The 5179-nt window shown below is 43.9% G+C and carries 4 protein-coding genes, 1 tRNA gene and 1 pseudogene; 5 read left to right on the forward strand and 1 reads right to left on the reverse strand.

The window, feature by feature from the left end; all coding sequences use genetic code 11:
- Window positions 1–142: 142 nt before the first annotated feature.
- The 3 genes and pseudogenes from PUQ00_RS32305 to PUQ00_RS32315 all read left to right on the forward strand — a co-directional run.
- A pseudogene (locus PUQ00_RS32305) lies at window positions 143–316 on the forward strand (indole-3-glycerol-phosphate synthase TrpC); the annotation flags it as partial.
- A gap of 322 nt (window positions 317–638) precedes the next feature.
- Complete coding sequence (locus PUQ00_RS32310) at window positions 639–1244, forward strand: GerMN domain-containing protein (protein WP_300424045.1); 606 nt, start codon at window positions 639–641, stop codon at window positions 1242–1244.
- Between the two features lie 172 nt (window positions 1245–1416).
- Window positions 1417–1488 (forward strand) — tRNA-Gly (locus PUQ00_RS32315).
- A 458-nt stretch (window positions 1489–1946) separates the two neighbouring features.
- Here PUQ00_RS32315 and PUQ00_RS32320 read toward each other — a convergent pair.
- Window positions 1947–2744 (reverse strand): protein-glutamate O-methyltransferase CheR, encoded by a 798-nt coding sequence (locus tag PUQ00_RS32320; protein WP_300424047.1) that lies wholly within the window; start codon window positions 2742–2744, stop codon window positions 1947–1949.
- Window positions 2745–2855: 111 nt separating this feature from the next.
- On the opposite strand from PUQ00_RS32320, the gene PUQ00_RS32325 reads away from it, so the two are divergent.
- A complete protein-coding gene (locus PUQ00_RS32325; protein ID WP_300424049.1) occupies window positions 2856–4037 on the forward strand; it encodes a low temperature requirement protein A in 1182 nt (393 codons plus the stop codon).
- Between the two features lie 395 nt (window positions 4038–4432).
- On the forward strand, window positions 4433–4651 hold the full coding sequence (locus tag PUQ00_RS32330) for a hypothetical protein (protein WP_300424050.1): 219 nt from the start codon (window positions 4433–4435) through the stop codon (window positions 4649–4651).
- Window positions 4652–5179: the final 528 nt, after the last annotated feature.

Raw genomic sequence — 5179 nt, forward strand, 5'->3', positions numbered from 1 at the left:
ATACAAGGTCAGTACCAAGTCGAGCGTTTTACATTTAATTAGGTTGAGCTACTTAGCTCCCTAACTTCTTTGAAAAGTTGGGGAGGTTGTTTCTTGCGAATAATTTAGGATAGTAGCGATCAAGCGTCGTGGCGCAACTGGACAACTACTGGCGGCTAGGCGATCGTAATTGCAAAGTTTGGGCATTATCGTTGTCAGTGAGTCTGGCTTGTATACACCTACTGATTTATCCCTTGTAGCTGAAGCTGGTATACATGCCCTTATACTTGGCGAGTCTCTAGTTAAACAAAGAGATCGCTTTTTGGCATTGGCGTAGACGCGGAGCGGTGAGGGGGTCGCAGTCTTCTCTACCAGATGCTGCGCGTTGGCGGAGCCTATCGCAGAGAAGGCGGTTCTCGTCGTTAGCGAAGCGTTAGGAGCGTCTTGCGGTAGCGACGTAGGAGCGTCACCCGTAGGGCTTGTGGTCAGACATTGCTCCTTGAACCGCAGATGTTGTAATTTCGGTGTATAGTATATCCTTGACTTTAACAGATATCGGGTTGACACTTTATAGACTGGCTAAAAATTCACAAATCTATGCGGAATTGATACCAGAGCCACTGAAGTTGATAGCAGCAACATCACTTTTCTGCAAAATTATGAATACAACCCAGAGATATTTTTTACCCCTTATTTTTGTGACAATGATTGTCAGCCTCAGCAGTTGTAGTTCTAACCCCACCGCTCGTAATATTGACAGTGGAACGCCATCCCCCATCACAACACCGACGAATAGCGCATCGTCTCAGACTCCTAGCCAAATTTCTAGCGTAGCTCAGTTGAGAGAAAAATCTCCTAATCAAGAATCTCTTAAGGAAAATACGCCTTCCTCATCAACTCCTAAAGCTGTCACTAGCAAAACTACTAACGTCACACTATACACAAGTGATACCCAATGTCAAAAACTCGTTCCAGAAAAGGTTTCAGTACCAGCCGAGGAACCAGTGACAAATGTAGTGAGTAAAATTTTAGAAAAACGAGATACAAGCGACTTTAGCTTGTCTGGGTATCGTGTCAATATAAAAAATGGCATCGCTACAGTTGATTTGCGAATATCTCCTGGGTCAAAGCGGCAAATAACTTCTCTTTCTAGTTGTGAACAGTTTGCTCTGTTTGGTAGTCTCCGCAAAACTCTAACGAGTAATACCCAATGGAATATTAAAGAGGTTCGTTTTACCGAGCGAGGTGAGGACATTGTTCTTTAGTTAAATATGGTAGTAAGTGCCGTGATCAGTTAGCTAAAAAAAATTTCCCAATCTGAACAGCGACAGAACTCATGCATTAGCAGTGGTCAAAACAGTGTATATTCTAGTTAATTGAAAACAGCTGTAAATAGTGGTATTTTTAATTTTATCCATAACTTTATGGCAGCAACTCGCGGGTGTAATTCAGTGGTAGAATCTCACTTTCCCAAGGTGATCGTCGTGGGTTCGAGTCCCATCGCCCGCTTTTAGTAGATATACAGCAGAATTCCCAATTCAGGAGCGGAGCTTGGGATTGCTCCGCCGAGGGAACAACGAAGAAGCCGGGTAACACTTCACACCCCGCGATACTTATCCCAACCAACCGGCATCAGAGCATAGCGATCGCTTGGCTGCATTTAAAAGGGTTTGTTGAGTGTTTATGCTTACCTCGTTTGGCTGAACGCTCAGGTCGAAGCCCAACTTCTCTGGCAATCTTCGTAAAGGGGGGTAAGAAATTCCGGTTTCCCCTCTCTCAAGTTTGGGACAAAGGGTTAAACTTTGACCTAAGTTTTGCTGAAGGAGATGTGAGCTATGTCGCTGATAAACCGCAGATTGCGGAAAACTTTTGACTTGAAACGCTTCTGTTTTTTGACCGTATAATTCTGTGTGACCTGTGAGCAGAAAGCCTCCCGATGCCAGAGAGCAGTAAAACTTGTCTATAGCTTAGGCGATCGCGTTGAAGTCAAAATAAATAAACACATTGCGGCAAAGAATCAAATCCAAATCGTGAATGCTCCCCGCGTAAGCGGGGTAACTATCCTGCATCAGGTTTCCGGGTTGAAATGTGACCATTGCTCGAATAGCAGGATCGATTTCCCAACCTTTTTTGTGCGATCGAAAGTAGCGACTTTTGATCTCTGGAGTGGTTGTCCGAAAAGACCACTCGCTGTAAATTCCTTGTTCAGCCAGGGCGATCGCGGATTGATTAATATCTGTGCCTAAAATCAGAATGTCCCATGCGTGATAGTCGAAGATCAGTTCCTTCAGCAGAATCGCAAGTGAGTAAGCTTCTTCACCGGTCGAACACCCGGCACTCCAAAGCCGTAATGTCGGTCGATAAAATTCTCCATTGGCAGCGTTGCCGTGAGTTAAACTAAGCTGCCGTTTGCGCTCGTTCAACTCTGGGAGCAGCTGATTTTTGAGCAGCGAAATTTGCCCCTGATCTCGAAAAAAATAAGTTTCAGTAACAGTGAATAAAGAGATTAGGTCTTGCCACTCTGTTCCACCGGAAATCAATTGATTTCTTGCCATCAGGCGCTGGCAGTAATCATTGAGTGAGGATAATCCCAGCGCCCGCATGTGAGTCAAAAGATTTTTCTTTAATGTATCTTGATGCTGTGGTTGAATCTGAATGCCGAATGTATCAGCAATCAGATCAAGCATCTGTGACAAACTAAAGTCATCACTGCGTTGAGGATTGGGTTCAAATAAAATGGGGCGATCGCCAATCATCTGATTCATCACTAGATCATTTTCGAGCGGATACGCTTAGGTTTCCCATTTCAATCGCTAACTCTCGCTAATTGATGGCAGCTAATGGTAAAAAACAATTAGCGATTCGCAATTAGCACTATGGCAAATTTTCTCCAACCCCCAAGGTTACGCATTGGTGAAGACACTGAAGAAGAACGACGCGCCACTTGGCTAGAACTTTTTTATGATTTGGTTTTTGTAGTTGCAGTTTCTCAACTCGCCCACAATCTCAACGAAGATATCTCTGTGTCAGGATTGTTTGGGTTTGTAGTTCTATTTATACCAGTTTGGTGGTCATGGATTGGCACTACATTCTACGCCAACCGCTTTGACAGCGATGATGTCGGACATCGACTGCTGATTGGTATACAAATGCTGACAGCAGCAGCAATGGCTATTAATATCCACCACGGTTTGGGTGAGAGTTCCTCTGGTTTTGCCATTTCCTATGCTCTCGGTCGGGCTGTGCTGGTAATAGAGTATGTCCGTGCTGGAATCTATATTCCTTCAGCGCGTCCTTTGACCACTCGCTATGCGATTGGTTTTGCGATCGCAGCCTTGTTCTGGTTAGCATCAGCATCTGTACCCATTCCTTGGCGCTTCGGATTCTGGACAGTGGGAATCATTATTGATTTTGCCACACCGTTAACAGGACGCAAGTTTCAGATCGGGTTACTCCCCCACGCCTCCCACTTACCAGAACGTTTCGGGCTATTTACGATTATTGTTTTAGGTGAAGCAGTGATTGCGGTAGTCAATGGTGTTTCTGAGCAGAAATGGGATACTTTAACTGTGATTTCTGGCGTATTTGGTCTAATTATCGCCTTTAGCTGGTGGTGGGTCTATTTTGATAATCTGGGTGGCACACCGATTGTGATGGCGCGAACACATGGAAAAGTTGGTGTTGTCAATCTCTGGCTTTACACCCATTTACCGCTAGTGATTGGGATTGCTGCTGCTGGAGTTGGTGTAGAACAAATCTTATTGAGTCAGCCAACTTTACCACTACCCGATTCCCAGCGATCGCTCATCTGTGGTTCAGTAGCATTATGCTCTCTGGCAGTCAGTATTCTCCACAAATTTGGGGTGATCCGTTATTGCAAAATTCGTTCCCAGTATCGACTTGGGGGTGCAGTTGTGCTGCTAGCGATCGCCATCTTAGGCAAAGGTTTGTTACCTGTTGCAGTCATTGCCCTTGTAGCTGTAGTTTCTGCTGGGCAAGTAGTTCAAGATTTGTATCAGAGTCGTCCCACTATCCGTTTAGTTGACCCAGAAATCTAGCACATAGCGCAGTGGTGCACATCTGTGCGCCACTGCGACGTATCCACATAATTTAAATCTGAGTCATTTTCGGAAATACATCTATCCTATGGAGTATTTTTTATATACATATATAAATATTTATATAGTTATTTAAAGATAATGTAATCTTAGCATTCAAACCCGACCCTGTAATGCTGATAACTCAACGCCTTGCCGTCTATTAGAGGCGACAGAACCGAAGGAGGAATGTCAAGATTAGGAGATGTACCTTTGGTTAGTAAAGTCAAGTAGCTGAAATATTTATTAATATTATGAATAGGAAGTGTAAATTCAGCGTCAGGAGTCCGAAAAAATTCCTAATGGCAGGTATTTCGCATCAATCACCAAATTCTTCATCAACGGAACAGAAGATCATGAAAGATCAAGAACCATCAGACTCTAAGCTATTCGTCGGAAATCTCAAGAATGGGATTTGGCTGTTTGGACTGTCATCGTGGGTATTTGGCATTACTGATCGCAGCATTGCTTCATTTGCGGATGGCTATCTATCTGCTTTGGATTTGACGCAACTATTCACAGCCGCTACGTTCTTTGTGGCGTGGCTATTTTTGAAACCGACATCCAGAGTTTAAGATCGGCGACTGGTTGAGTGTCGAGTTACTCTTGACGCTAGTCATGTCAAGATTCGGAAAATTATCTAAAGGAGAACACTTTTGATGGCCATAAAGGGTGCGCCACAGAATGCATCGATTCTTTTGCATTCCAAACAATCGGGGTAATTCTGTAAAATCTCAGAATTACTCTGATTTCTAGTTTTTACGCGAGAGAATCAGGATCTATACCGAGTTCACACAATCTTTGTGCCAATATTTAGGCACGTTCTTGCGGCGTTAGTAAACGTCGTTCTTGGTCGTTATACCAGTACAGCCACTCTCGCGTGATATGTTCCTCGTTCTATGGGAATTCCCAATACATATTTTTCTTCTCCATAAATAAATTTATCAAACAGAATTCAGGAGTCAGGAGTCAGAATACAGGAAAGGTATTCTGTACGACACAACGACCGGCTCAGTGCATCGCTGGTGGATGAATAATCGGGTTTAAGACCCCCACCAAATTTTCTTGTTTTGTGGTCAACAAGAAAGTCGCGGGTCTGAATC

Source organism: Nostoc sp. S13, assembly GCF_029379315.1.
Taxonomy (GTDB): Bacteria; Cyanobacteriota; Cyanobacteriia; order Cyanobacteriales; family Nostocaceae; genus Nostoc.